Annotated in this window: 27 protein-coding genes and 1 pseudogene; 23 read left to right on the forward strand and 5 right to left on the reverse strand. The window is 65.5% G+C overall.

What is annotated here, in order from left to right; translation table 11 throughout:
- On the forward strand, nucleotides 1–1,335 hold a 1,335-nt coding region (locus HGB10_01685), incomplete at its 5' end, for a PDZ domain-containing protein (GenBank protein NTU70526.1).
- On the forward strand, nucleotides 1,332–1,796 hold the full coding sequence (gene rlmH, locus HGB10_01690; protein NTU70527.1) for a 23S rRNA (pseudouridine(1915)-N(3))-methyltransferase RlmH: 465 nt from the start codon (nucleotides 1,332–1,334) through the stop codon (nucleotides 1,794–1,796). The genes HGB10_01685 and rlmH, both read left to right, overlap by 4 nt.
- A gap of 15 nt (nucleotides 1,797–1,811) precedes the next feature.
- Here the strand turns inward: rlmH and HGB10_01695 are convergent, their stop codons facing one another.
- On the reverse strand, nucleotides 1,812–2,378 hold the full coding sequence (locus HGB10_01695) for an N-acetyltransferase (protein NTU70528.1): 567 nt from the start codon (nucleotides 2,376–2,378) through the stop codon (nucleotides 1,812–1,814).
- Here HGB10_01695 and HGB10_01700 point away from each other — a divergent pair.
- On the forward strand, nucleotides 2,334–4,220 hold the full coding sequence (locus HGB10_01700; GenBank protein NTU70529.1) for an arginine--tRNA ligase: 1,887 nt from the start codon (nucleotides 2,334–2,336) through the stop codon (nucleotides 4,218–4,220). The two genes, HGB10_01695 and HGB10_01700, sit on opposite strands and share 45 nt — an antisense overlap.
- A 25-nt stretch (nucleotides 4,221–4,245) precedes the next feature.
- On the opposite strand, the gene HGB10_01705 is transcribed toward HGB10_01700, so the two are convergent.
- Together HGB10_01705 and HGB10_01710 are read right to left on the reverse strand one after the other, a co-directional pair.
- Nucleotides 4,246–4,683: a type II toxin-antitoxin system VapC family toxin gene (locus HGB10_01705; protein ID NTU70530.1), complete on the reverse strand. Its 438-nt coding sequence runs from the start codon at nucleotides 4,681–4,683 to the stop codon at nucleotides 4,246–4,248.
- The gene (locus tag HGB10_01710) at nucleotides 4,680–4,973 is read right to left on the reverse strand and encodes a hypothetical protein (GenBank protein NTU70531.1); all 294 of its coding nucleotides are present in this window, start codon (nucleotides 4,971–4,973) and stop codon (nucleotides 4,680–4,682) included. Before HGB10_01710 ends, HGB10_01705 begins: the two co-directional genes overlap by 4 nt.
- Before the next feature lie 110 nt (nucleotides 4,974–5,083).
- Between HGB10_01710 and lysA the strand changes: the two are divergent.
- Nucleotides 5,084–6,446 (forward strand): annotated as a pseudogene (gene lysA / locus HGB10_01715) (diaminopimelate decarboxylase).
- A 97-nt stretch (nucleotides 6,447–6,543) separates the two neighbouring features.
- Here lysA and HGB10_01720 read toward each other — a convergent pair.
- Nucleotides 6,544–6,906 carry a hypothetical protein gene (locus HGB10_01720; GenBank protein ID NTU70532.1) on the reverse strand — a complete coding sequence of 121 codons (363 nt, stop codon included), beginning with the start codon at nucleotides 6,904–6,906 and terminating at the stop codon, nucleotides 6,544–6,546.
- 32 nt (nucleotides 6,907–6,938) lie between these two features.
- Nucleotides 6,939–7,676 (reverse strand): hypothetical protein, encoded by a 738-nt coding sequence (locus HGB10_01725; GenBank protein NTU70533.1) that lies wholly within the window; start codon nucleotides 7,674–7,676, stop codon nucleotides 6,939–6,941.
- Between the two features lie 195 nt (nucleotides 7,677–7,871).
- Between HGB10_01725 and HGB10_01730 the strand changes: the two genes are divergently transcribed.
- The 19 genes from HGB10_01730 to atpE all read left to right on the forward strand — a co-directional run bounded on the left by HGB10_01730 (nucleotide 7,872) and on the right by atpE (nucleotide 24,523).
- On the forward strand, nucleotides 7,872–9,158 hold the full coding sequence (locus HGB10_01730; protein NTU70534.1) for a homoserine dehydrogenase: 1,287 nt from the start codon (nucleotides 7,872–7,874) through the stop codon (nucleotides 9,156–9,158).
- 1 nt (nucleotide 9,159) lies between these two features.
- On the forward strand, nucleotides 9,160–10,080 hold the full coding sequence (thrB, locus tag HGB10_01735) for a homoserine kinase (GenBank protein NTU70535.1): 921 nt from the start codon (nucleotides 9,160–9,162) through the stop codon (nucleotides 10,078–10,080).
- Nucleotides 10,081–10,106: 26 nt separating this feature from the next.
- On the forward strand, nucleotides 10,107–11,147 hold the full coding sequence (gene sppA / locus HGB10_01740) for a signal peptide peptidase SppA (GenBank protein ID NTU70536.1): 1,041 nt from the start codon (nucleotides 10,107–10,109) through the stop codon (nucleotides 11,145–11,147).
- Between the two features lie 145 nt (nucleotides 11,148–11,292).
- Nucleotides 11,293–11,955 carry a fructose-6-phosphate aldolase gene (fsa, locus tag HGB10_01745; protein ID NTU70537.1) on the forward strand — a complete coding sequence of 221 codons (663 nt, stop codon included), beginning with the start codon at nucleotides 11,293–11,295 and terminating at the stop codon, nucleotides 11,953–11,955.
- Nucleotides 11,952–13,304 carry a transcription termination factor Rho gene (locus HGB10_01750; GenBank protein NTU70538.1) on the forward strand — a complete coding sequence of 451 codons (1,353 nt, stop codon included), beginning with the start codon at nucleotides 11,952–11,954 and terminating at the stop codon, nucleotides 13,302–13,304. The genes fsa and HGB10_01750 overlap by 4 nt, the downstream gene beginning before the upstream one ends.
- 111 nt (nucleotides 13,305–13,415) lie before the next feature.
- Nucleotides 13,416–13,895 carry a 50S ribosomal protein L31 gene (rpmE, locus tag HGB10_01755; protein ID NTU70539.1) on the forward strand — a complete coding sequence of 160 codons (480 nt, stop codon included), beginning with the start codon at nucleotides 13,416–13,418 and terminating at the stop codon, nucleotides 13,893–13,895.
- Between the two features lie 140 nt (nucleotides 13,896–14,035).
- Nucleotides 14,036–14,719, forward strand: coding sequence for an FAD-dependent thymidylate synthase (locus HGB10_01760; GenBank protein ID NTU70540.1), 684 nt, complete (start codon nucleotides 14,036–14,038; stop codon nucleotides 14,717–14,719).
- A 76-nt stretch (nucleotides 14,720–14,795) separates the two neighbouring features.
- On the forward strand, nucleotides 14,796–15,800 hold the full coding sequence (locus HGB10_01765) for a DUF1385 domain-containing protein (protein ID NTU70541.1): 1,005 nt from the start codon (nucleotides 14,796–14,798) through the stop codon (nucleotides 15,798–15,800).
- 83 nt (nucleotides 15,801–15,883) lie between these two features.
- Nucleotides 15,884–16,951 (forward strand): peptide chain release factor 1, encoded by a 1,068-nt coding sequence (gene prfA / locus HGB10_01770; GenBank protein NTU70542.1) that lies wholly within the window; start codon nucleotides 15,884–15,886, stop codon nucleotides 16,949–16,951.
- A gap of 19 nt (nucleotides 16,952–16,970) precedes the next feature.
- Nucleotides 16,971–17,864 carry a peptide chain release factor N(5)-glutamine methyltransferase gene (prmC, locus tag HGB10_01775; protein NTU70543.1) on the forward strand — a complete coding sequence of 298 codons (894 nt, stop codon included), beginning with the start codon at nucleotides 16,971–16,973 and terminating at the stop codon, nucleotides 17,862–17,864.
- Nucleotides 17,865–17,901: 37 nt separating this feature from the next.
- Complete coding sequence (locus HGB10_01780; protein ID NTU70544.1) at nucleotides 17,902–18,537, forward strand: threonylcarbamoyl-AMP synthase; 636 nt, start codon at nucleotides 17,902–17,904, stop codon at nucleotides 18,535–18,537.
- A gap of 151 nt (nucleotides 18,538–18,688) precedes the next feature.
- A complete protein-coding gene (gene rpiB / locus HGB10_01785; GenBank protein NTU70545.1) occupies nucleotides 18,689–19,141 on the forward strand; it encodes a ribose 5-phosphate isomerase B in 453 nt (150 codons plus the stop codon).
- 95 nt (nucleotides 19,142–19,236) lie between these two features.
- Nucleotides 19,237–20,484 carry a serine hydroxymethyltransferase gene (locus tag HGB10_01790; protein ID NTU70546.1) on the forward strand — a complete coding sequence of 416 codons (1,248 nt, stop codon included), beginning with the start codon at nucleotides 19,237–19,239 and terminating at the stop codon, nucleotides 20,482–20,484.
- A 30-nt stretch (nucleotides 20,485–20,514) separates the two neighbouring features.
- On the forward strand, nucleotides 20,515–21,162 hold the full coding sequence (gene upp, locus HGB10_01795) for a uracil phosphoribosyltransferase (protein ID NTU70547.1): 648 nt from the start codon (nucleotides 20,515–20,517) through the stop codon (nucleotides 21,160–21,162).
- 25 nt (nucleotides 21,163–21,187) lie between these two features.
- Nucleotides 21,188–21,664: a cytidine deaminase gene (locus tag HGB10_01800; GenBank protein ID NTU70548.1), complete on the forward strand. Its 477-nt coding sequence runs from the start codon at nucleotides 21,188–21,190 to the stop codon at nucleotides 21,662–21,664.
- The gene (locus tag HGB10_01805) at nucleotides 21,661–22,797 is read left to right on the forward strand and encodes an undecaprenyl/decaprenyl-phosphate alpha-N-acetylglucosaminyl 1-phosphate transferase (protein NTU70549.1); all 1,137 of its coding nucleotides are present in this window, start codon (nucleotides 21,661–21,663) and stop codon (nucleotides 22,795–22,797) included. The genes HGB10_01800 and HGB10_01805 overlap by 4 nt, the downstream gene beginning before the upstream one ends.
- Before the next feature lie 123 nt (nucleotides 22,798–22,920).
- Nucleotides 22,921–23,277 carry a hypothetical protein gene (locus HGB10_01810; protein NTU70550.1) on the forward strand — a complete coding sequence of 119 codons (357 nt, stop codon included), beginning with the start codon at nucleotides 22,921–22,923 and terminating at the stop codon, nucleotides 23,275–23,277.
- A gap of 214 nt (nucleotides 23,278–23,491) precedes the next feature.
- Nucleotides 23,492–24,211 (forward strand): F0F1 ATP synthase subunit A, encoded by a 720-nt coding sequence (gene atpB, locus HGB10_01815; protein ID NTU70551.1) that lies wholly within the window; start codon nucleotides 23,492–23,494, stop codon nucleotides 24,209–24,211.
- 96 nt (nucleotides 24,212–24,307) lie between these two features.
- Nucleotides 24,308–24,523: an ATP synthase F0 subunit C gene (gene atpE, locus HGB10_01820; protein ID NTU70552.1), complete on the forward strand. Its 216-nt coding sequence runs from the start codon at nucleotides 24,308–24,310 to the stop codon at nucleotides 24,521–24,523.
- Nucleotides 24,524–24,538: the final 15 nt, after the last annotated feature.

Genomic DNA, 24,538 nt, shown 5'->3' on the forward strand with positions numbered 1-24,538 from the left:
CCGCAGCCCGCATACCAGACGCCGCCTGCGCCTGCCCGGCCCCCCGCGCCACCGGTACCACCGCTCGCGCCACCCGCCCCGCCGTACGCGAGCGAGCAGGCCGAGCCGTTCGGCGAGCAGCCGCTCCCGGTGTGCGACTACACCACCGAGAGCGACGAGCCGTGTGAGGAACCGGCGCAGGAAAAGCGCTGGGCGGGTGCGTCCGTCGTCATCGCGGCAGCGCTTGGCGCGATCGTGGGCGGCGTGTTCGTCGCGGGCACGCTCGTGTGGGTCGTCGGCATGCTGCCGGGGATGCGTTCCCCGCTGGCAGCGCGTACGACCTCCGCTTCGACGGTGCAGTCGGTCACGATCTCGCCCTCGGCAATCGGCACAGGCACCGCCGAGGTGGTTGCAACCAAGGTCGTGCCATCGGTCGTCAACATCAAGCTGCGCCAGCAGGTCACGAACCCGTACACAGGCGCCGTCTCCACCCGCAGTGCCGGCAACGGGTCGGGCGTGATCATCCGTTCCGACGGTTACGTGCTCACCAACAACCACGTCATCGAGGGCGCGGATGATGTGCTCGTAACGGTTGGTCTCGAAGACAAGCCGGCGAAGGTCATCGGCATCGATCCTTCGACCGACCTCGCCGTGCTCAAGATCGAGGGCACCGACTACCCCGCGATTGAGATGGGCTCATCGAAAGACCTGCGCGTGGGGCAGTTCGTGATGGCGGTCGGCAGCCCCTTCGGGCTGGAAAAGACCGTGACCAGCGGCATCATCTCGGCACTTCAGCGTTCCGAGCAGGTCCAGGCCGGCTACAACGACCTGACCACCTACACCAATCTCATCCAGACCGACGCCGCGATCAACCCCGGCAACTCCGGCGGCGCGCTCGTCGACGAGCTCGGCCGGCTGGTGGGCGTCAACACGCTTATCCAGTCGCCATCGGGTGGTGTCGGCGCGGCGCAGTCCGCCGGTATCGGCTTCGCGATCCCGGCCGATTTCGCCGCAAGCATCGCCGAGCAGCTCATCTCGACCGGCAAGGCGAGTCATCCCTACATGGGCGTGACGACGCAGACCATCGACGAGCGGATCGCCGAGCAGTACCAGCTCCCGGTGAAGAACGGAGCGATCGTTGCGTTCGTGCAGCCCGATGGCCCCGCCGATAAGGCCGGCGTCGCGGCGGGGGATATCATCACGAGCATCGGCGACACACAGATTGGCAGCGTCGCCGACACCTTCGCGGCGATCCGTGCGCATAAGATCGGGGACACGGTCACCGTCGAAGCGATGCGAGACGAGACCGCACGCACGTTCCAGGTGACGCTTGGCTCCGACGCGGCCCCGCAGTGAAGATCACACTCGTCGCCGTCGGGCGTCTCAAGGAGCGGTTCTGGAAGGATGCCGCCGATGAGTATCTCAAGCGGCTGACACCCTATGCGTCGGTCAACGTCGTCGAGATCGCGGACCGCGACTCCGGCCGTGACGCTTCGCGCGCGCTGTCCGAGGAGGGCGCCGATATCCTGCGTGCGATTCCCGAGAGCGCCCACGTGATCGCGCTGGATGTGAGCGGAGCGTCGATTTCGAGCGAGGGGTTCTCGGCGAAGCTCGACAAGCTCGCACTCGATGGCCGCAGTAGCGTGGCGTTCGTGATCGGAGGTTCTGTGGGACTCGATGCGCCCGTGATCGCTCGCGCTGATGAGCGGCTCTCGCTTGGCGCGATGACGCTGCCACACAACCTCGCGCGCATCGTGCTCCTCGAGCAGATCTACCGCGCATTCCGCATCAGCCGAAACGAGCCGTACCACAAGTAGCGGGGGTCGCGAGCTCTACTCGCGCCACATCTCCGGATGCATCATCGCATCGGCGCACACGACGTTTCCCCGTACCGTTCCGAGCAGACCCGGACGAGTCTCGAGCACCATCCATGCGGCTTCGACCGCAGGGTCGATGGGGTAGGGGGCTCTCAGGCCGAGCTTGAGCGCCGGCGCGAAGCCGAATCGTGGGTAGTAGTCGATGTGCCCGAGCACGAACACGAGCTCGATTCCGCGCTCGGTAGCCGCAGCGATGCCCGCCCGGGCCAACGCACCTCCCACACCGGTGCCTTGCGCCGCCGGGGCGACGGCAAGCGGTGCGAGCACCGTCGCTTCGACGCCCGCACCCGAGCCGTCGATCCGCGCTCGCGTGAACATCACGTGTCCGACGATTTCCCCGTTGTTTTCGGCGACGAGGTTGATGATCGGTGCCGCGCTCGGGTCGCCAAGCAGATCGACGACGAGCTTCGCCTCGGAGTCGCCAGCGAAGGCAGCGCGCTCGACTGCGAGCAGGCCTTCGATGTCGGCGTCTGTCGCATGTCTGATGAGCACGGTTCCTCCGCTCGCTACGCCGGGTGTCATAGGGAGTCTACCCACCTCAGGCGATGCGCGTCGTGTCGCCCTGTGCCGCGGCGTGGTGGCGCTTTGCCCGCGTGCTCGCGCTTCGGGTATCCTTGCTGGTCAAACCGCACCACAGCCGAGAAGGACCTTGCCGCCGTGAAAGCCGCCATCTCCACGCTCGTCGCTTCTGCAGTCCAAGCCGCTATCGCTGCCGGCGAACTTCCGCTCGCCGAGGCACCCGAGCCCGCACTCGAGCGCCCGCGCGACGTCGCCAACGGCGACTGGGCGACCACGGTCGCGATGCGCTGCGCCAAGCAGGCCGGGATGAACCCACGCCAGATCGCCGAGATCGTCGTCGGCCACATGGCAGGCCACCCGGACATCGATGCGCTCGAGATCGCGGGACCCGGCTTCATCAACATCCGACTCTCGCCTCACGCCCTGCAGCGCGTGCTCGTCGAAGCGCGCACGCAGGCGACCGACTTCGGGCGTAGCGACGCCGGCGCGGGCCGCAAGGTCCAGGTCGAGTTCGTCTCGGCGAACCCTGTAGGCCCGATGCACGTGGGTCACGGTCGATGGGCGGCGCTCGGCGACAGCATGGCGCGCGTACTGGAGCATGCGGGATGGAAGGCCGAGCGCGAGTTCTACATCAACGACGCTGGCGTGCAGATGGACATCTTCGCCAAGTCGGTGTCGGCACGCTACCTCGAACTGTGCGGCGATACTGTCGTCTTCGAAGACGACTGGTATCAGGGCGCCTACATCATGGAGATCGCTCGCGAGATCTTCGAGGCCGAGGGCCCGAAGTGGCGCGAGTCCGCCCCCGAGCAGCGCGAGGCGCACTTCAAGGAGCAGGCCTACGTCGCCGTCCTCGAGCACCTCAAACACGTGCTGCACGGCATGGGCGTCGACTTCGACGTGTGGTTCTCGGAGCGCACGCTGCACGAGACGGGCGCCGGCGGAGATACCGCGATCGTTCGCGCGATCGGCGCGCTGCGTACCGCCGGCTACATCTATGACCACGAGGGTGCCGTGTGGTTCCGTTCCACGGACTTCGGTGACGACAAGGACCGCGTGCTCGTGAAGGCGGATGGCGACTACACGTACTTCGCCGCAGACATCGCGTATCACAAGAACAAGTTCGACCGCGGCTTCGACCGTGTCATCAACATCTGGGGTGCGGATCACCACGGCTACGTCGTTCGGATGAAGGCGGCGTGCTCGGCGCTGGGACACGACGGCCAGCTCGACGTGGTCATCGGCCAGCTCGTGAACTTGTACCGCAACGGCGAGGCCGTCCGCATGAGCAAGCGCACCGGCGAGATGGTGACGTTTGAGGAGCTGCTCGAGGAGGTCGGGGCCGACGCTGCGCGCTACTGGTTCCTGCGCCGTTCCACCGACCAGCAGGTCGACTTCGATATCGAGCTTGCGCGCACCCAGTCCGCCGATAACCCGGTCTTCTACGTGCAGTACGCGCACGCGCGCATCTGCTCGATCCTGCGCAAGGCCGCCGGCGACGAGATCGCCGAGCGCCACGCGACCATCGCCGCGCTCGCGGCTGAGTTCGTGCGCGGAGACGCGGATCTGTCGCTGCTCACCGAGGAAGCGGAGCTCTCACTCATGCGCAAGCTCTCGGAGTTCGCAGAGATCGTCGAGGGCGCAGCGCGCGACCTGGCGCCGCATCGCCTCACGCACTATGCCGAGGACCTCGCAGCGGCGTTCCACCAGTTCTACACGCTGTGCCGCGTCATGACCGACGACGCCGAGCTCACAGCCGCGCGTCTGTACGCGATCGATGCACTGCGCAACACGCTTGAGACCGTGCTCGGGTTGCTCGGCGTGAGCGCCCCCGAGCGGATGTAGGGTACGGCTACGCTCAGCGACGCTGTTAGGCGTCCGGCTTGAAGTCGACGATCTGCACGAGCCGGTCGGCTGCAGCGTGCGCGAGGGCGCGGTCTGCGGTCACCAGTCCGGCGTCGAGCCGATGGGCGAGTGCCAGATACGCTGCGTCGTAGACGGTGAGCGAATGGCTACTTGCGAGAGCCACGGCCTCGAATGACAGGGCCTCGTCAATGTCGTGCCACTCCACCGCGAACGCTTCCAGGTCGTGCGCCGCAGTGAGAATCTCAGGCGTTGGCGCTCTACGGGAGACCAGGGCGTTCATGATCTCGAGGCGCATGTGCGAGGGAGCGTGCAGCATGATCTGTCCGGCCCCGTTCAACTCGAGCAGCCGGAGCGCATGTTCGACGTTGTGCTCGTGCTCGGCGAGGAACCACTTCACGCCGATGGATGCGTCGACGACGATGCACTGCGCCGCGCCGATCACGTGAAGTCCTCCGGCCGTTGAAGGCGACCGCGATCCGTATCTCGATCGCGGCGGATGATCTCCTCAACAGGCGGCCCGGGGGGCACCTTCTTCGCGATCTCTCGGGCGGAGGCCATCGCTGTGCGAACGCGTGTCTCTCGCTCACGTGCAGCGCGCTGGGCGTGCGCTTCGGCCACGTAGCGCTCGGTCGCCTCGGCGACGATGCCACTTCGTGAGCGGTTGAATTCGTGCGCCAGAGCATCGACGGCTGCGAGGAGCCCGTCGGGGAGTGAGACGTTCACCTTGCCCATGCGTTTCTCCCTCGGTGGTAGTGCCGCTCGGTAGTGCCTCTCGGGAGCATAGCACGCCAACGACACTATCGGTACCATGCGAGGACACATCACGAGCTTGGGAGAACACGATGGGAAAGCCATCCGCACCGCGCCCGCCTGCGGTAGCCGATATGAAGACCGCCGCCGACCTCGCATCGGTTCTGCCGATCACCGCCGAGGTCAAGGACGGCCACCTGTGGATCGGCGGCGTCGACACCGTCGAGCTCGCCCGTGAGGTCGGGACCGCCGTCTACGTCATGGATGAGGCGACGATCCGCCAGCAGCTGCGCGACTACGTGCAGTGGACGCGTTTCCACTGGAAAGATGTCGACGTCGTCTACGCCGGCAAGGCGTTCATGTCGCTTGCGATGGTCAAGCTCGTCGCCGAGGAGGACTGCTGCCTCGACGTCTCGAGCGGGGGAGAGCTCGCCTTCGCGCGTCGCGCGGGCTTCCCGATGGAGCGCATCTACGTGCACGGCAACAACAAGACCCCGCTCGAGCTCGCCGAGTGTCTCGACGCCGGCGTAGGACGCATCGTCGTCGACAGCTTCGAGGAGATGGATCGCCTCAGCGCGCTCGCAGCCGAGCGCGGCGTCTCGCAGAAGATCCTGCTGCGGGTCACCCCGGGCGTCGAGGCGGACACGCACGACTTCATCATGACCGGCGCCGAGGACTCGAAGTTCGGCTTCGGTCGCAATCAGGGCCTCGCCATGAAGGCGGTCAAGCGCGCCATCGAGCTGCCCGGCATCGACTTCGACGGTCTGCACATGCACATCGGCAGCCAGATCTTCGCGCTGCATAGCTTCTCCAAAGCCATCGAGGTCATCGTCGAGTTCATCGCCGAGATCAAGGCCGAGACGGGCTTCGAGGTCCGTATGCTCGATACGGGCGGTGGACTCGGTATCGCCTACGGTCTTCCCGATGAGCCCTCCACCATCAAGGACTACGGCAAGGTCGTCGTCGATGGCATCAAGGAGGAGTGCGAGAAGCACGGCCTCACGGTGCCGGCGATGGCGGTCGAGCCGGGCCGCAGCATCGTGGCCAACGCCGGCGTGACGCTCTACACCGTGGGCTCCATCAAAGAGATCCCGAACATCCGCACCTACGTCGCGGTCGACGGCGGCATGTCCGACAACATCCGCACGTCGCTGTATGACGCGCACTACGAGGCGTTCATCGCCAACAAGGCCGATGAGCCCCGTGAGATGGTTGCGACGGTGGCCGGCAAGCACTGCGAGAGCGGCGACATCGTCGTCAACGACGCGCCGCTGCAGTGCCCCGAGGTCGGCGATACGCTCGTGGTGTGCGCGACCGGCGCCTACTGCCAGTCGATGAGCAGCAACTACAACAAGCAGGTCCGCCCCGGGCGTCGTCTTCGTGAAGGACGGCGGGTGGCGCTGGGTGGTGAGGCGCGAGAGCTACGACGACCTCATGAAGTGCGAAGTCGGGTAGCGCTCGGCACCGTCACCGCGGGCCACCACGGAAACCGCGAAGCCCCGCCACCGAATCGACGGTGACGGGGCTTCTTCGTTCGAGCAACGATGTGGTGCTACTTGGGGGTGAAGTTCTTCAGCTTCGCCCCGCTACTCGCCCGCACCGCCCATATCTTGTACGCGGTGCCCTTCGTGAGCGTGAACGAGCCGGTCGAGGCGGTGCGGCGCTTCACATTTGCAGCGCCCTTGAAGACCGCCCAGCCCGCCTGACCCTTGCCGCCGGTCACCTTGATCTTGTACGTGACCGTGGTGGTGGTCGACGCGGATCGGGTGAGCGTGATCTTCACTGTCTTGCTCGTGCCATGACAACTGCTACACGCCTTCTTCTTGGCAGGGAACGCGGACGCCGTTGCAGCGAAGCCGACGACTCCCATCACCAAGACAGCAATCAGGCCAATCGTTGTGATCATTCTCTTCACGCGTCACTCCATTCACCGTGGGTCGGTCCGGGCTAGTCGCGCCCGTCGGTCTCGTGGTCGTCGTCGTGGGCCTCGATCACAACCGTGCGCGCGATCGTGCCGTTAAGCACCGTGTACATGCCAAGCGTCTTGCTCCTGTGCCCGCGTGTCTTGGCCGTGAGCTTGTAGTCGCCGTTTGCGACGTTAGCGAAGGTCACAGTCGCGCGACCGTCGCGCACTCGTCCCACCTTGCCGATAACCTTCACGCCGGTGGTCGTGCTCGTGAGCGTCACGAGCGACTTGCGCGCATTCGTCAGCTTTATGCGCATGGTCACCGTGCTGGTCGCAGTGATGGTGCCGGTCGGATTGACGCTCGGCGGGGTGACCGTCGGGTCGACGCTTGGCGGCGGCGTGACGATGGGTGCCGTCGGGCTGATGCTGATCGACTTGGCGCCCGCCATGCTCGCGGCCGTCTTGCTCACGCCCCATACCGTGTAGGTCGAGCCTACGGGCACCTGGAACGTGCCCGTCGCCGACGAGCCGTTGGCGACCATCGTGGAGCCATTCAGGACCGTCCAACCGTTCAGGGTGCCTGAGCCGCCCACGGTCACCGAGTAGGTCGCGGTCGTTCCGTTGTTCGCGGTCTGGACCGCGGTCACGGTCGTGCTCGTGGTCGATGCGTGACAGCCGGTGCACGCCGAGGTCTTGCTCGGGTAGGCCTGTGCTGTGCCGGCAAGTGCCGCAACGAGCGCGACAGCTGCCACGATCACGATTCCGATTCGTCTCTTCACCGGGTACCTCCGTCGTGTGCGGGTCGGGAACGCGGGCCACGTGGCACGGTTCCCCTCGCCCAGAAGCATCGGGCACCGCCGTGAGGCAGGCGTGAGGGTGCGCTGAGGCTTCTCTCATGCGAGCGTCAGAACCTCGGCTACAATGGGGGACGCTGCACGCCGGTGTGCGGCAACACCATTTCGGAGGGACATCACATGCGCACCATTCGCGTCGGCCTCATCGGCCTTGGCACCGTCGGCTCGGGCGTCATCGAGATCCTCAAGCGTCACCGTGCGGACTTCACCCGCCGAGCAGGCGTCGATATCGAGCTCGCCCGTTTCGCTGATCGCGAGACGTCACGCTTCGCCGAGCTGGGTCTCGACCCGGCCGCCTGCACCACCGATGCGTTCGCGCTCATCGACGACCCGTCGCTCGACGTCGTCATCGAGCTGATCGGCGGTACCGGGGTCGCGCGCGACGTGGTTCTGACCGCGCTTGGCTCGGGCAAGAGCGTCGTGACCGCCAATAAGGCGCTCATGGCCAGCTCGGGCGAGGAGGTCATGGAGGCCGCCGAGAAGAACGGCGTCGACATCGCCTTCGAAGCGAGCGTTGGCGGCGGCATCCCCATCATCGGCCCGCTCAAGCACTCGCTCACCGGCAACGAGATCACCGCCGTCATGGGTATCGTGAACGGCACCACCAACTACATGCTCACCCGCATGGCCGAGAACGACCTCGACTACGCCACGGCGCTTGCCGAGGCGCAGGCCAAGGGCTTCGCCGAGGCCGATCCCACGGCCGACGTCGACGGTCACGACGCCGCGGCAAAGATCGCTATCCTCGCGTCCATCGCGTTCAACAGCCGGGTCGTCATCGGGCAGGTCCCCGTCGAGGGCATCCGGTCTCTTGCGCCCGAGGACATCGCGTACGCGCGGGAGATGGGCTACGCGATCAAGCTCCTCGCCGTCGCGCGCCGTATGGACGATGGCATCGACGTCCGTGTGCACCCCACCATGATCCGTGACTCCCATCCGCTCGCGAGCGTCAACGGCGTGTACAACGCCATCTACGTCGTGGGCGACGCGGTGGGGGAGACGATGTTCTTCGGCGAAGGCGCCGGCTCGCTACCTGCCGCGAGTGCCGTCGTCGGCGATCTCGTCGAGGTCGCACGCCGCATCCAGGCCGGATGCGCGCCCATCGTCGGCTGCACCTGCACCGAGGAGCTCCCCGTGCGCGACATGGCGCACCTGTCGACCGAGTACTACGTGCGTCTCAACGTTGCCGATAAGTCCGGCGTGCTCGCAGCCGTTGCGACCGTCTTCGGCCAGCACGACGTGTCGATCGGCTCAGTCATCCAGAAGCGTGCCGAGGGTGGCGTCGCGCAGATCGTCTACGTCACACACCTCGCGCGTGAGGCCGACGTTCGCGCGGCGCTCGCCGAGATCGAGGCGCTCGACGTCGTCGACTCAATCGCGTCGGTCATCCGCGTCGAGGACCTGTAGCGTGGGCGCTGCTGTACTGGTTCCCGCGACCAGCGCCAACCTCGGTCCGGGCTTCGACAGCTTCGGACTCGCGCTCGATCTGCACAACCGCTTCGAGGCTGAGCTGGCCGACGAGTGGAGCGTGCAGGTCGAAGGCGAGGGGGCGGGCCACCTGCGCACCGACGCGGGCAACCGCGTCGCGAGCGCGATGGCGCGTGCGTTCGAGGCGCTCGGGCGGCCGGGCCTTCGCGCGCACATCGGATGCGTGAACAATATCCCTCTCGGCAACGGGCTCGGTTCGTCGTCCTCGGCGATCGTCGGCGGCATTCTGCTCGCCGAGCAACTGCTGGGCGAAGACCTCGGCGAGACGGCGCGGCTCGAACTCGCGGCATCGATCGAGGGCCATCCCGATAATGTCGCCGCTGCGCTACGGGGCGGATTCACCGTGTGCTGGAACGACGCAGCGGGCTCGGTCCGCACAGCGCGCTTCCAGCCGGCGCGCGGGTTGGCGACGGTGGTCGTGGTCGCGAACGGTGAGCTGTCCACCAAGACCGCGCGCGCGATGCTGCCCGAGGCTGTGCCGCACGCCGATGCGGCGTTCAATGTCGCGCACGCTGGCCTGCTCGCGGCTTCGATCGCGACCGGTCGGCCCGAGCTCCTCGGCGCTGCGCTAGCGGATCGCCTCCACGAGCCGTACCGCGCGTCGGCGGTTGCCGATCTGAAGCAGGTGCATGACATCCTGCGTGAAGCGGGCGCCGCCGGCGTCGCGCTCTCCGGGGCCGGCCCCACGATGATCGGCCTCGTGGCGGGCGACACCGACGAGGCGGCGCATGCGCTTGCCGTGGAAGTCGCTGAGCGCGCTGCCGATGGCGTTCGCGCACTCGGTTCGCGTCGCGCGCCCGCTGCACTGAGAATCGACCGGGCGGGAGCCCGACTGCTCTGACCCGCGCCACTCCTACGGAGGACCAGATGTCCGACCCCACCGCACCGCAGCAGCCCGAATACCAGCAGCCCCCTGCACGGCCCGCATACGAGCAGGCCGCACCGCAGTACGCGCCCGCGTACGCGGCGCCGTACATGCCGCAGCCGCAGCCGGAGCGCAAGCGCCACGGCTGGATATGGGCGCTTGTCGTGCTGGCCATCGTGGCGATGATTCTCGGTAGCTGCGTATGGTCGATCGTGTATTTCGGGGGCACCTCGGACACAAAGCTCACCACGGGCGAAACCGTAGCCGTCATTCCGATCGACAGCGTGATCGCAGGTGGCGGGGCCGCAGGCTACATCACGCCGGAGTACTTCCTCGAGCAGATCGAGAAGGCCGAGGACGATGACAACGTCAAAGCGATCGTGCTGCGCGTCGATTCGCCCGGTGGCACCGTCGCCGCAAGCGAGGAGATCGCAACGTACGTGAAGGAATGTCCCAAGCCCGTCGTGGTCTCGATCGGAGACGTGGGAGCGTCGGGTGCCTACATGATCTCCTCGCAGGCCAAGCGAATCTTCGCGCTGCCGGGCTCGGCGGTAGGGAGCATCGGCGTCATCACGGAGATCCCCAACGTCTCGGGTCTGCTCGACAAGGTAGGCGTCGACTTCACGGTCGTTACCGCAGGCAAGAACAAGGACACCGGCAGCCCCTATCGGCCGCTGACGAAAGAAGAGAAGGCGCTCATCCAAGGTTCGGTCAACCAGGTCTACGAGCAGTTCATCGACATCGTCGCCGAGGGGCGCGGCCTGGAGCGCTCGAAGGTCGAAGTTCTCGCCACGGGATGGGCGTGGAACGGGGACGAGGCGCTCAAGCTCGGGCTGGTCGACGAGATCGGGACCTATCGCGACGCGCTCGATGCGGCAGCGAAGCTCGGTGGCATCGAAGGCGACTACGATACGGTCACGTACGGCGCGAGCGAGATCGAGGACCTGCTCAACACGCTAACCGGCATCTCCGAGCAGCTAGGCCCCATCGGTGCGCTCGGATCGGCCGCGACCCAACGCCAGAGTCCCGCACTTGCCAAGTAGGGTCGACCGCTTGCACCCGAGCGTGGTGACTCTGGTATAGTGTCCACATCTGGCGTTTCTCGCCACACTCCTTTCACTTCCGTCACAGCCCTACCGCAGGACTCTGTGGGCGGAGTGTGCCCTTACTCACGAGGAGAGATGAACCTTGAAGTTCTTTCTGGACACGGCGGACATCGCCGAGATCGAAGAGGCTGCTAGCTGGGGCGTGCTGGCAGGCGTTACCACCAACCCCACGCTCTACGCTCGTACCGGCGGCAAGCTCGCCGACTTCCACGCGCACCTCAAGCGCATCTGTGACATCTGCGATGGTCCGGTCAGCGGCGAGAGCGTCGGCCTGACCCGCGATGAGATCGTCCGAGAGGGCGAGGAGCTCGCTGCGATCGCTCCCAACCTCATCGTCAAGGTCCCCACGATGCCCGAGGGCCTCGCTGCGACCAAGACCCTTTCGGATCGCGGCATCAAGGTGAACATGACGCTGTGCTTCACCGTCCCGCAGGCGATTCTCGCCGCCCGCTCGGGCGCCAGCTACGTCTCGCCGTTCGTCGGCCGCTTCGATGACATCTCCGAGGATGGCATCGCCCAGCTCAACGACGTGGTCGTTGCGCTGAACAACTACGACTTCGGTCACGACGTCGAGGTCATCGCAGCCTCGATCCGCTCGGCAAACCACGTTACACAGGCGGCACTCATGGGCGCGGACATCGCGACTGTGCCGTTCTCGGTACTCAAGAACCTGGTGAAGCATCCGCTCACCGACCGCGGCCTGGAATCGTTCCTCGCCGACTGGGAGAAAGTGAAGAACGCATGAGTGCTCGTCCCCGTAAGCGCGGCCGCAGAGGCGGCGGACAGCCCGGTGGTGGCCAGGAGGCCCCCAAGCCGTCGATCAAGCGCGAAGACCTTGAGGCGCTGAAGGTAGCCGACCTCAAGACGATGGCCACTGAACTGGGCATCGACATCAAGGATCTCAAGAAGAAGGACCAGCTCATCGATGCGGTCCTTGAAGCGAAGGTCAAGTCCGAGGGCTTCATCGAGATCAGCGGCATCCTCGACGTGTTGCCCGAAGGGTATGGTTTCGTCCGCACCAGTGGCTACCTGCCCGGCGATCACGACGTCTATGTTTCGATGTCGGCCGTTCGTCGCAACGAGCTTCGCCGAGGCGACCTCATCAAGGGTCAGGTGCGCCCGCCCAAGGACAACGAGAAGTATCCGGCGCTGCAGCGCCTTGATGCGGTCAACGACCTTGACCCGCTCACTGCGAAGGGCCGCAAGAAGTTCGCCGACCTCACGCCGGTGTACCCGGATGAGCGACTCCGTATGGAGCACGGCAAGGAGTTCATGACGGCGCGAACCATCGACATGGTCGCTCCCATCGGCAAAGGTCAGCGCGGGCTCATCGTCTCGCCGCCGAAGGCCGGCAAGACGACCGTCCTGAAGGATATCGCCGCAGCAATCAGCGCCAACAATCCTGAAGTCCACCTCATGTGCCTGCTCGTCGACGAGCGGCCTGAGGAAGTAACGGACATGGAGCGTTCGATCCACGGCGAAGTCGTGAGCTCGACGTTCGACATGCCCTCCGAGCAGCACATCGCCGTCGCCGAGCTCGTGATGGAGCGCGCGAAGCGCCTCGTCGAGAGCGGCAACGACGTCGTCATTCTGCTCGACTCGATCACGCGTCTCGCGCGTGCGTACAACCTCGCCACCCCGGCGAGCGGCCGAATCCTGTCCGGTGGTGTCGACTCGCAGGCGCTCTACCCGCCCAAGAAGTTCTTCGGCGCGGCGCGCAACATCGAGTTCGGTGGCTCACTCACCATCCTCGCGACCGCGCTCGTCGATACCGGATCCAAGATGGACGAGGTCATCTTCGAGGAGTTCAAGGGCACCGGCAACATGGAGCTCCGCCTCGATCGCGGTCTTGCAGACCGCCGCATCTTCCCGGCCATCGACGTCATCACGTCGGGCACCCGCAAGGAAGAGCTGCTGCTCGATCCTGCCGAGGCGCCGTTCGTGTGGGGCGTCCGTCGCATCCTTCACGGCATCGACAGCGCCGAGCGGGCGATGGACATGCTCATCAAGGGCCTCAAGCAGACCACGAGCAATCAGGAGTTTCTGGTGCGGATGGCCAAGCAGGCACAGGGCAAGAACGGCATCGAGGTCTAACGCGCACGATCACCCAAGATTCTCGTTGCCCACGGCTCCGGGCGGTGCTACACTACGCGGGCTGTCCTCAGGCTTGGTCGGAAACCAAGCCGCTATCGGAGGTGTCTTGTAATGAAGCAGGGAATCCATCCGGAGTACGTGGAGTGCAAGGTCCACTGCTCGTGCGGTAACACGTTCATGACTCACTCGACCAAGCCGGAGCTGCACGTCGAACTGTGCTCCGAGTGCCACCCGTTCTACACGGGCAAGCAGAAGTTCGTCGACACCGGTGGACGCGTGCAGCGCTTCGCCGACAAGTTCGGTAACGCCGCCGCCGCCGCTCTCGAGCGCGAGGCCGCCGACAAGGCCGCTCGTCAGAAGGCCGCCGAAGAGGCCGCCTACGCCGCGAAGGCCGAGCGCGAGGCCAAGGAGGCCGTCAAGGCTGAGAAGGCTGCTCGCTTCGAGACCCGCGCCGACAAGTTCGAGGCTGAGGCTGCCGCAGAGGCCGCCGCCGCTGAGGCTGCTGTCGCCGAGGTCGTCGTCGAGGCTGTAGCCGAGACGGTCGAGGAGCCGGCTGCTGTCGAGCCTGCCGCCGAAGAGGCCGCCGAGTAGGTTCGCACACGCACACGAACGTCACGAGAGGCGGCTCCGCTGAGGGGCCGCCTCTCTGCATGCAGACCGCTTCGGGAATCGCGCTAGAATACGCAGTGGCCGATTCCGGGCCGAGTATCCACTGAAAGGACGAGCGCCTCGTGGACGTCCGCCTGCTCTCCCATACGCCAGACCCCGAGCGCTCCGTCGCGGCCGCCGCGCGGCTGTGCTATGCGCCCGTCGGCGCTGCTCAGCTGCTCGAGACGATGACCGATGAAGCTGTCCGCAAGGTGCTCAAGATCATCATCACGAGTGGCCACACCTCGGCGCTCGAGCATGCGAGCTACTCGTTCGCGGTCGATGGCGTGTCCCGAGCGCTGACGCATCAGCTGGTGCGGCACCGCCTTGCGAGCTACAACCAGCAGTCGCAGCGCTACGTCTCCTACACCGAGGAGCCGCACTTCGTCTGCCCGCCGGCGATCGCGGCCGAGCCCGAAGCCCACAAGCGGTTCAAGGCGGCCAACGCGGCCGCGTTCGAGGCGTATCGAGCGCTCATCGAATCCGGCGTGGCCCCTGAGGATGCTCGCTATCTGCTTCCCAACGCCATGGAGACCAAGATCGTCATCACCATGAACATCCGAGAACTCCTCCACTTCTTCGACGTGCGCTGCTGCAAGCGTGCGCAGTGGGAGATCCGGGACCTTGCTCTTGCCATGCTCGAACTTATCGAGCCGACCGCGCCCTACATCTTCATGGACGCGGGAGCCTCGTGCCGTCGTGGCCCATGCCGCGAAGGAACGATGACGTGTGGCGACCCCTACCCGAAAGCACCCAAACGTGACTGATTCCGCAAGCACGCCGCAGCTCGACGGCCCGATACGCCACACGCACATCGGTGGGCAGGCCGTCATCGAGGGCATCATGATGCGCGGCCGATACAACTGGGCCGTCGCCGTGCGCACACCCGCTGGCGAGATTCACTCCGAAGAGCACGACCTGGCCTCCGGCAAGGACAAAGCCGACTGGATGCGTTGGCCGATCGTTCGTGGCGTGGTGGCGATGGTCGAGACGCTCGCGCTCGCGCTCAAGGCATTCGAGGTCTCGGCGGGTCTCATGGGCGAGACCGAGGAAGAGAAGCTCACGGCCAAAGAGATCAGCATCACCATGCTCATCGGTGTGGGAATGGCCATCCTGTTCTTCATCGTGCTCCCGGCGGTCGTCACCAACTTCATGGTCGACCAGTCGACCAAGCCGTTCCTGTGGAACATCGTCGACGGGGTGCTGCGCGTCGTCGCGTTCTTCGCCTACATCTGGGGCATCGGACGCATGTCAGACATCCAGCGGGTGTTCGCGTATCACGGAGCCGAGCACAAAACGATCCACGCCTACGAGCACGACCTGCCCCTCGAGACCGACCTCATTCAGCGTTACGGCACGTTGCACGTGCGCTGCGGAACGTCGTTCCTGCTCATGGTCATGGTCATCGCCATCATCGTGTTCTCCATCGTGCCGGTGAAGGCGATCGCGCTCGGCCTGGGCTTCGACAGCCGCATGGGTCAGCTCGTGATCGCCATCCTCGCCCGGCTGCTGCTCATGCCGCTCGTTGCCGGAATCGCCTACGAAGTCACCGTGAAGTGGGCGGGCAGTCACTCCGAGAACCCGTTCGTGAAGGTGCTTCTGTGGCCCGGCATGCAGATGCAGCGCATGACCACCCGTGAGCCGGATGACGGCATGATCGAGGTCGCCGTCGCCGCGATGGCGCCGATCATCGCGCGTGAAGAGCTCGAGCGGCGTCGCGCCGCCGGCGAGCCGATCGACGACGAGCGGGGTGAAGAGGAAGCACTTGAGACCTCGAGCGAGGTCGGCGAGGAGCTGTCCGAAGAGGCCGCGGAGGCGATGATCGAAGTGCTGCCGGAGATCCTCTAGCGCGTCTCGGCGAGTCCGATTGAACGTACGTCGCGTGCTACGATTGCGCCGCGATTCGACCCAGACCGAAGGAAGTCCGTTTCATGCGCGAGAAGCTCCAGAAGATACTCACAGCGTTCGACGATCTGACCGCCAAGCTCGGCGACCCTGCCGTTCTCGGCGACCAGAAGGAGTACGCACGCCTGGCGAAGGCGCAGAGTGCGCAGTCTCAGCTCGCCGAGAAGGCTCGGGAGTACCTGTCTGCCGCCAATCAGCTCGACGAAGCCAGGGAAGTCCTTCGCACCGAGTCCGATCACGAGATGAAGGAGTTCGCCGCCGAGGAGATCAAGGACCTCGAGACGAAGCTTCCTGTTCTCGAGGATGAGCTCAAGGTGATGCTGCTCCCGAGCGACCCCAACGACGACAAAGACATCATCGTCGAGATCCGCGCAGGCGCCGGTGGTGACGAGGCCGCCATTTTCGCTGGCGATCTGTATCGCATGTACACCCGCTACGCCGACCTTCAGAAGTGGAAGGTCGAGGAGATCGACTCCAACGAGTCGGAGTCCGGCGGCTTCAAGGAAGTGTCATTCCGGGTCAAGGGCGACAAGGTCTACTCGAAGATGAAGTTCGAGTCCGGCGTTCACCGCGTGCAGCGCGTGCCCGCCACCGAATCGCAGGGCCGTATCCACACGTCGACCGCGACGGTGGCCGTGCTTCCCGAGGTCGAGGACGTCGAGGTAGAGGTCAAGATGTCCGATCTGCGCATCGACGTGTACCGCGCATCCGGTCCCGGCGGGCAGTCCGTCAACACCACCGACTCGGCGGTTCGTATCACGCACCTGCCCACAGGCACGGTCGTGCAATCGCAGAATCAGAAGTCGCAGCTCCAGAACAAGGAGGCGGCTATGCGAGTACTTCGCGCCCGTATCTACGAAGCTGAGATCGAGCGTCAGCAGGCCGAGCTGGGAGCCGAGCGTCGCAGTCAGATCGGCTCGGGCGACCGCTCCGAGAAGATCCGCACCTACAACTACCCACAGGATCGCGTCACCGATCACCGCATCGGCCTGACCGTGCACAACATCCCGGGCTTGATGTCGGGCGAGATCGACGCGCTCGTCGAGGGGCTGGTCGCCGCCGACCGCGCCGAGCGCCTCGCGGCCGCGGTCTAGCCGCAGCGAGACGACGCGAATGTCGCCCGCCGAGCAGGTCTGGACCGTCAAGGCGGCGCTCGACTGGACGAGTGCCTACCTCACCGAGAAGGCCGATGAACACCCGCGCCGCAGTGCCGAGTGGCTGCTCTCCGCTGCGACGGGCCTCTCGCGCGTCGAGATCTACGCGCATCACGACCGCCCGCTGACCGAGCCTGAGCGCTCGCTTCTGCGCGAGGGCGTACGTCGGCGCGCCGCTGGCGAGCCGCTGCAGTATGTGACCGGCGAGGTCGCGTTTCGCCACATCGTCGTCAAGGTGCGTCCGGGTGTACTGATACCGCGGCCCGAGACCGAGGTACTCGTCGACGAGGTTCTGCCTGCTGTGGATGTTGCACTCGCTGCGCGAGGCGAGGCCCTCATCGCAGACGTGTGCACCGGTTCGGGCTGCATCGCGCTCGCCATCGCACAGGAGCGCCCTGGTGCGCGAGTCATCGCCACCGACATCTCGCCGATAGCCGTCGAGGTCGCAACCGCCAACGCCGAGCGCCTCTCGCTGGCCGACCGCATCGACGTGGTCGAGTGCGATCTGCTCGGCGGATTGGCGTCTGAGCTGCGGGGCCGTCTCGATGTCATCGTGAGCAACCCGCCCTACATCCCCACGGCCGACGTGCCCGAACTGCCGACCGAAGTCGCAGGTTTCGAGCCGCATCTTGCGCTCGACGGAGGCGCCGACGGCCTGGTCGTCTACCGTCGATTGCTCGTCGACGCGCGGCAGTGGCTGCGCCCCGGCGGGATTCTCAGTGTGGAATTAGACGAAAGAATGGCTCGGAGTGCTGCGGTCGAGGCCGAAGAGTGGTATCAACAAGTCAGGGTTGTTTCGGATCTCGCGGGGCGCGACAGAATCGTTGTCGCGACAGCACCCGAAACCACCTGAGTCCTTCCAGGGCAGGGTGAATTAGGAGGCGGTTCAGATGTCCAAGACCTACCACATCGATTCGGAGAACCCCAACGCAGAAGTGATAAATCTCGCCGCCACGGTACTCCGTGACGGCGGGCTCGTCGTCTTCCCCACGGAGACGGTGTACGGCATCGGCGCGCTTGCCGATTCCAAGTTCGGTGCGCAGGAGATCTTCGAGGTCAAGGTCCGTCCGCTCGACATGCCTCTGCCCTGGCTCGTCGAGAACGAGGACGCGCTCGACACGTACGGCATCGACATCCCCGAGTACGCGCACAAGCTCGCCCACGCCTACTGGCCCGGCCCGCTGTCCCTCGTGGTCACCGCCTCAGACCGCGTCGGCAAGGACTTCCGCGCTCCGGATGGTACGGTCGCACTCCGCTCACCCAATCACGAGGTCATCATCGAGCTCATCCAGGCCGCCGGTGGCCCGATCATCGCGACGAGCGCCAACACGCACGGGAACACGCCTCCCGGCTCGTTCGCCGAGGTCGAGAACCGCATCGTGCAGGCCGCCGACCTTTCGCTCGACTGTGGCGAGACAGAGCATCAGCAGGCATCCACCGTCGTGATGTGCACGGGCGCCGAGCCGGTCGTACTGCGAGAGGGTGCCATCGCCACCGACGAGATCATGGCGACGGCGTCTGCGTAGACTGCTCCACGCGAGATGCTTCCACCGAACGCCCGGTCACCGAATGGCCGGGCGTTCGAGCGCCCGAGGTGGCGCTTCAATTCAACGCTTACGCTCCGGCGGTTGCGGTACAATCACCTCCCCGACACCCGTCCCGACAGAGAGGCTCTCAATGCGCGTCGTCATCGGCAGTGATCACGCCGGATTCGACCAGAAGGAGCGCATCAAGGCGCATCTCGAGGGTGAGGGGCACGACGTCGTCGACGTCGGAACCGCTAACGCCGACGATTCGGTCGACTATCCCGACTTCGCTATCGCCGCATCTCGGATTGTCGCGTCCGGTGACGCAGAGTTCGGGGTGCTTGTGTGCGGCACCGGCATCGGAATGTCGATCGCGGCGAACAAGGTGCGTGGTGTGCGCGCGGCCAACGTCACGGACCCTGAGTTCGCGAAACTGGCGCGTGAGCACAACAACGCGAACGTGGTGACGGTCTCGGCGCGATTCGTGCCGCTTCAGATCAACGAGGAGATCGTCGACGCGTTCTTGGCCACGCCGTTTGCGGCGGGGCGCCACGCGGACAGAGTAGGCAAGATCACGGCCGTAGAACGCACGGAGCGCGGCTGACGACATCGGAATCACGCGCCGCGAGGTGCATCGCTTTGGACATGGTCGTCTCGCGCTCGCCGGCGTGAGGCGCAGATAGGGAAGGAACCCGGCGCATGGCTCTAACGTACATCCCCGCCCAAGACCCCGAGGTGGCCGCCGCCATCGATGCGGAACTCGCGCGTCAGCGCAGCACCATCGAGCTCATCGCCTCCGAGAACTTCGTGTCGCCTGCCGTGCTCGAGGCCGCCGGCACAGTGCTGACGAACAAGTACGCCGAGGGCTTGCCCGGCAAGCGCTACTACGGTGGTTGCGAGCAGGTCGACGTCGTCGAGAACATCGCCCGCGACCGTGCGAAGGCGCTGTTCGGCGCCGACCACGTCAACGTCCAGCCACACGCCGGCGCACAGGCGAACATGGCCGTCTACTACGCGGTCTGCAACCCCGGTGACACGGTCATGGGCATGAACCTCGCCATGGGCGGGCACCTCACCCATGGCTCGACCGTCAACTTCTCGGGTAAGTGGTTCAACGTGGTCCCGTACGGCCTCGACATGGAGACCGAGACGATCGACTACGACGAGATGGAGCGCCTCGCGCACGAGCACAAGCCGCGCATGATCATCGCCGGTGCCAGTGCGTACCCGCGCGTCATCGACTTCGCCCGCTTCTCGGCGGTCGCCAAGGCGGTCGGCGCCGTCTTCGTCGTCGACATGGCGCACATCGCAGGACTGGTCGCGACCGGTGCGCACCCGTCACCGGTGCCGCACGCCGACTTCGTGACCTCGACATCGCACAAGACGCTGCGCGGTCCGCGTTCCGGCTTCGTTCTGTGTACCGAGGAGTGGGCGTCTGCGCTGGACAAGGCGGTCTTCCCGGGCCTGCAGGGCGGCCCGCTCGAGCACGCGATCGCGGGCAAGGCGGTTGCGTTCGGCGAGGCCATGCGACCGGAGTTCACCACCTACATCGACAACGTCGTCGCCAACGCCCGCGTGATGGGGGAGGCGATGGTCGCCCGTGGCCTGCGCTTGGTCTCCGGCGGAACCGACAACCATCTGGTGCTCGTGGACCTGCGGCCGGCCGGCATCACCGGCAAGGACGCTCAGATACTGCTCGAAGAGGTCGGGATCACCACCAACAAGAACGCCATCCCCAACGACCCCGAGAGCCCGTTCGTCACGAGCGGCATCCGCGTCGGTTCGCCCGCGATGACGACGCGCGGATTCACCCAGGACGAGGCTGCCGAGGTCGGTCGCCTCGTGGCCGAGACGGTCTTCAGCCGTGACGACGCTGCGGCGCTGGACCGGATCCGGGCCGAGGTTTCCGAACTGCTCGCCAAGCATCCGCTCTATCCCGAACTCTAGAGTCCGTCCGCAACGGTACGAGGAGCCCACATGCCCGCCGCAAGCGCCTATCCCAATGTCCACGTGGTCGACCATCCGCTCGTGCAGCACAAGCTCACGATCCTGCGGTCGACCTCGACGGGTTCAAAGCAGTTCCGTGAGCTCGTCAAGGAGCTTGCGATGCTCGAGGCGTACGAGGCGACTCGACGCTTCCAGCTCGCCGAGACCACCGTCACGACACCGATCACCGAGACGGTCTCCTACGTCTTGGCCGGCAAGAAGGTCGCGGTCATCCCGATCCTGCGAGCCGGGCTGGGAATGGTCGACGGCATCCTCGAGCTCATCCCCGCTGCCCGAGTCGGGCACGTCGGCCTCTATCGCGACCCCGAGACGCTCAAGCCGGTCGAGTACTACTGCAAACTGCCGGATGACATCGCCGAGCGCGACGTCCTCATCGTCGATCCGATGCTCGCAACGGGTGGCTCGGCGGCGGCGGCCATCGAACTGCTCCGTGAGAAGGGCGCCAAGCACATCGATCTGCTCGTGCTGATCGCCGCGCCCGAGGGCATCGAAGAGGTGGTCAAGCACTGTGACGACGTGACGATCTACACCTGCGCCATCGACTCGCACTTGAACGACCACGGCTACATCGTCCCGGGCCTCGGCGACGCTGGCGACCGGATCTTCGGCACCAAGTAGCGCTTACGCGCAGGGGGAGGGTCACATGCCGCGTCCGTCCTGGGACGAGTACTTCATGGCAATCGCCGAGCAGGTCTCCGGTCGGTCGACGTGCCTGCGTCGCGCGACGGGGGCCGTTCTCGTCAAGGACAAGCGCATCCTCGCCACCGGCTACAACGGAGTCCCGCAGGGGCTTGCCCACTGTGAAGCGGTCGGCTGCCTGCGCGAGCGGCGCAACATACCCTCGGGCAGCCATCACGAGTTGTGCCGGGGAATCCACGCCGAGCAGAATGCGGTGATCCAGGCTGCGAAGCACGGGATAGCCATGGACGGCGCGACCGCGTACTGCACCCACCAACCGTGCGTGCTCTGCGCCAAGATACTGCTCAACTCCGGCGTCGTGGACATCGTGTTCCGCGACCCGTACCCGGATCCGCTGTCGGAGGAGTTGCTGGCCGAGGCCGGTCTCGTTCCGCGCAGGTTCGTCCCCGCACCCGAGGCGGATGGCGGCGCTTCTTCGTGAGCGTCGAGCACTACCTCGTCATCGCACTCGTCGGGGCTGTCGTGACCTTCCTTGTGACCCCGATCGTGCGTCGATTCGCGCTCGCGGCCGACTACGTTCACCACCCCGGACACCGCGACGTGCATACGAGGCCTGTCGTTCGCCTGGGAGGCATCGCCATATTCGCGGGCGTGATGGCTGCCATCGCCACGGAGGCCGCGGGCGAGCGCTTCTTCGGCTGGAGTGCGACGTTACTCGACGCCGGGACGTCGAGGACACGCGCGCTCGGCGTGATAATCGGCCTCATCCTGATCTTCCTCACGGGGCTGCTCGACGACTTCCGACCCCTCTCACCGGGGTGGAAGCTTGCGGGCGAACTGCTCGCCGCCGGGGTTGTGGTGGCCTCAGGGCTTCGCATCGAGTACATCGGTAATCCGATGGGAGGCGGTCTCGTTCAGCTCGGCTTGCTCTCGATTCCCATCACGCTGGTCTACATCGTGGCGTTCACCAACGTCATCAACCTCATTGACGGCTTGGATGGATTAGCGGCGGGAGTCTCGGCGATCGCGGCGGTGACGCTGCTCGTGCTCGCCGCGCAGGGCAATCGATTCGATGCGGCAGTGCTCGCCGCCGCTCTCATCGGGGCGTGCGTTGCGTTCCTGCGCTACAACTTCCACCCGGCGTCGATCATCATGGGCGATTCGGGTGCGCTGTTCTTGGGCTTCGCCCTATCGACGATCTCGCTCATGGGCGTCATGAAGTCGACCGCTGCGATCGCCCTGGCCGTCCCGCTGTTCATCGTCGGCGTGCCCATCTTTGACACGGCATCTGCGATTATTCGGCGCGCGCTGCAGGGCAAGCCGATCCAGGAGGCCGACCGCGGCCACATCCATCATCGGCTGCTCGGGCGTGGTTTCACTCAGACGCAGACGGTGCTGATCATCTACGCGTGGTGTATCGCGCTCGCGTTCGGCGGCTACACGGTGAGATGGTCGCAGGGGCCTGTGAAGTGGATTGCGTTCGTGTCGCTGTTCGCCGTCACAGGGGTCATGGCGTACTGGCTCGGCTTGTTCGAGGCTGTGCATCACGTCGAGGAGGAAGACGTTTTGCCTGCCCAGAGGCCTCGCAGCAAGCGTCAGCGAAATCGAACCTGAACGAAGGTTGTTCCGGCAGGGGGGTTCGGGTACTATGTGCCTGCTCTGTGAGCCGGCACGCACGGAGTCGCCCCGCTCGCGAGGCGCAAGGGGTACTGAGGGTAAGGACAGGTCACCAGGACTTTGACGGCCCTACGGGAACTGCTTTCGACACCGGGACTCGCTGTCCTGCTAGGACTCATCCTCGGCGTCGGTCTCGTGGCACCGCTGTTCTGGGTTTCCCGACTACTCACTGCTCAGAACGCTGACATGGGCACGCTCGTGATCATGGTCGTGGTGTTCGGTGGCCTGGTCGTGAGTCTGGGCCTGATGATGGGATACCGGCTCGTTACGTCAGAGGGGTTCATGTGGTTCGGACCCTCTGTGGTTGTGGGATTCGTGGTCACGCTCGGCGTGTTCGCCACGATTACGGCTCTGAAGCTGTTGAAGCCCGGCGAAACGATTGCCGGACCGACGTCGAACGACGAGACGAGGAGATAGCGTGGAGGGCACAGCAGAGGCGGCAGGACATGCAGCAGGCGCCGCGGTCGATGCCACGGGGCACGCGGTAGCAGGGGCCGCCGAAGCGGCAGGGCACGCGGTCGAGGGTGGCGGCGGTCCGCTCAGCCACCTCCCGGCGGCTGTCGAGGAGCTTCTCCACTTCCTCGGGACCCAGAACGTCAACGGTCACCCCTACGGGGCTACCGAGTTCGTGATGACGAACTACATCTTCTTCCTGCTCATTTCGATAGTGATGCTCTCGGTGGTGCTCTTCATCGCCGTCAAGAAGCTCGCTCTCGTTCCCAAGAACAAGCTCTCCAACGCAGTCGAGGCGCTCGCGCAGTTCGTGCGCGACGACATCGCGGTCGCGATGATCGGTCACGACGGGACGAAGTACTTCCCGTTCCTGGCGACGATCTTCTTCTTCATCCTCATGAACAACATCCTCGGCCTCATCCCGGGCGCTAAGCCGGGTACCGGCACGATGGGCGTCACCGTCGCGCTGTCGACCACCGTCTTCATCTTCTTCAACGCGGTCGGCTTCAAGAACCAGGGCGCATGGGGCTACATCAAGAGCTTCTCACCGAAGGGCGTGCCGTTCCCGATCAACCTCATCGTGTGGTTCATCGAGGTCTTCTCGGCGTTCCTTCGCATCTTCACGCTGGCCGTTCGTCTCTTTGCGAACATGTACGCCGGCCACATCATCCTTGGGATCTTCGCCATCCTGACCGCGCTCTTCACCGAGCCGCTCATCGAGGCGATCCAGACGGGGCACAACATCGGCGGAGCCGCACTTGGCGCACTTCCGGCGATCGGGTGGCTCATGCTCATGACGGCGTTGTACGCGCTGGAGGTCCTCGTGGCCTTCGTTCAGGCGTACGTCTTCACCATCTTGAGCGCGGTCTACATCGGCGCTGCGGCGCACGAGCACTAGGTTCGGAACGACCGTCGGCACCGATGCCGGCGTCGGGATAGTTGGCTACTGGAGTTCGGACCAAGAAGGGTCCGGGCCCGACAACAAGGAGGAATCGTGAACTTCATCGGTTTCGGTCTGCTTTACGGTCTTGCCGTCACTGCGCCGGCTCTGACCATCGGTATGGTCGGTGGCAAGGCTGCCGAGTCGACCGCGCGTCAGCCTGAGATGGCCGGCCGCATCTTCACCGTCTTCATCCTGTCCGCGGCCTTCGTCGAGGCGCTTGCGCTGCTCGGCTTCGTCCTCGGCATCATGGTTCAGGGCAAGCTCTAATCCGGCACGCTCCCT

This window comes from Coriobacteriia bacterium, assembly GCA_013334745.1.
In the GTDB taxonomy this organism is placed as follows: Bacteria; Actinomycetota; Coriobacteriia; order Anaerosomatales; family JAAXUF01; genus JAAXWY01.

Bases quoted from the DNA above. Each gene is read 5' to 3' on its own strand.
- HGB10_01750 (NTU70538.1), top strand. From the start codon at position 11,952: ATGAGTGCTCGTCCCCGTAAGCGCGGCCGCAGAGGCGGCGGACAGCCC.
- HGB10_01780 (NTU70544.1), top strand. From the start codon at position 17,902: ATGTCCAAGACCTACCACATCGATTCGGAGAACCCCAACGCAGAAGTG.
- prfA (NTU70542.1), top strand. From the start codon at position 15,884: ATGCGCGAGAAGCTCCAGAAGATACTCACAGCGTTCGACGATCTGACC.
- sppA (NTU70536.1), top strand. From the start codon at position 10,107: ATGTCCGACCCCACCGCACCGCAGCAGCCCGAATACCAGCAGCCCCCT.
- HGB10_01765 (NTU70541.1), top strand. From the start codon at position 14,796: ATGATGCGCGGCCGATACAACTGGGCCGTCGCCGTGCGCACACCCGCT.
- rpiB (NTU70545.1), top strand. From the start codon at position 18,689: ATGCGCGTCGTCATCGGCAGTGATCACGCCGGATTCGACCAGAAGGAG.
- atpB (NTU70551.1), top strand. From the start codon at position 23,492: ATGACGAACTACATCTTCTTCCTGCTCATTTCGATAGTGATGCTCTCG.
- prmC (NTU70543.1), top strand. From the start codon at position 16,971: ATGTCGCCCGCCGAGCAGGTCTGGACCGTCAAGGCGGCGCTCGACTGG.
- HGB10_01710 (NTU70531.1), bottom strand. From the start codon at position 4,973: ATGGGCAAGGTGAACGTCTCACTCCCCGACGGGCTCCTCGCAGCCGTC.
- HGB10_01695 (NTU70528.1), bottom strand. From the start codon at position 2,378: ATGACACCCGGCGTAGCGAGCGGAGGAACCGTGCTCATCAGACATGCG.
- HGB10_01700 (NTU70529.1), top strand. From the start codon at position 2,334: ATGTCTGATGAGCACGGTTCCTCCGCTCGCTACGCCGGGTGTCATAGG.
- HGB10_01730 (NTU70534.1), top strand. From the start codon at position 7,872: ATGCGCACCATTCGCGTCGGCCTCATCGGCCTTGGCACCGTCGGCTCG.
- HGB10_01790 (NTU70546.1), top strand. From the start codon at position 19,237: ATGGCTCTAACGTACATCCCCGCCCAAGACCCCGAGGTGGCCGCCGCC.
- upp (NTU70547.1), top strand. From the start codon at position 20,515: ATGCCCGCCGCAAGCGCCTATCCCAATGTCCACGTGGTCGACCATCCG.
- HGB10_01800 (NTU70548.1), top strand. From the start codon at position 21,188: ATGCCGCGTCCGTCCTGGGACGAGTACTTCATGGCAATCGCCGAGCAG.
- rpmE (NTU70539.1), top strand. From the start codon at position 13,416: ATGAAGCAGGGAATCCATCCGGAGTACGTGGAGTGCAAGGTCCACTGC.